This is a genomic window from Paenibacillus sp. MAH-35 (assembly GCF_058135425.1).
In genome coordinates this window covers 1-714 of the sequence record NZ_JBYUPU010000106.1, presented here as the reverse complement: position 1 = coordinate 714, position 714 = coordinate 1, and the positions used below count along the sequence as shown (strand labels likewise).

1 tRNA gene and 2 rRNA genes are annotated in these 714 nt (G+C 47.9%); all 3 read left to right on the top strand.

The features are described from left to right. Nucleotides 1-118, top strand: a 16S ribosomal RNA gene (locus AC3Y2E_RS34635); the annotation flags it as partial. 147 nt (nt 119-265) lie between these two features. Continuing rightward, nucleotides 266-341: transfer RNA gene (locus AC3Y2E_RS34630), tRNA-Ala, on the top strand. A 271-nt stretch (nt 342-612) separates the two neighbouring features. Then, a 23S ribosomal RNA gene (locus AC3Y2E_RS34625) occupies nt 613-714 on the top strand; the annotation flags it as partial.

Below are 714 nucleotides of genomic sequence, written 5' to 3'. Positions count from 1 at the left end.
AACACCCGAAGTCGGTGAGGTAACCGCAAGGAGCCAGCCGCCGAAGGTGGGGTAGATGATTGGGGTGAAGTCGTAACAAGGTAGCCGTATCGGAAGGTGCGGCTGGATCACCTCCTTTCTATGGAGTTAAGCACAATCGAAAGATTGTGCCACCTCGGAAGCATAAGCTAATCGAACCTGTAACGGTTCGGTACACAATTCGGTCCGATTTCATTTGTTCAGTTTTGATGGAATTTTGTCCATCAATCCCAATTGGGAATCATTTGGGGCCATAGCTCAGCTGGGAGAGCGCCTGCCTTGCAAGCAGGAGGTCAGGAGTTCGATCCTCCTTGGCTCCACCAAAAACGATCGCAAAAAACTTCAAATTTCGACTTGAAATGCGAATGGGACTTGTGGTAATATAGCACTTGTCGCTTTCGAGCGAAAACAACGGAATGCGGAACTTCAATAGAAGAAACGCACGAAGTTGGTAAGCTTCGAAAAACGATATGTGCAACGTTGTTCCTTGAAAACTGGATAGCGAAACGAAGAGAGCAAGAACATCTGTAAAGGTGATCTTAGAGGCTGAAACGTTCGATATTTTGAATATCCTTCGGGACATTCAAAAATCTTGGATAAGCTAATAAGGGCGCACGGAGGATGCCTAGGCGCTAGGAGCCGAAGAAGGACGTGGCGAACTACGATAATGCCTCGGGGAGTCGTAAGCAGGCTTCG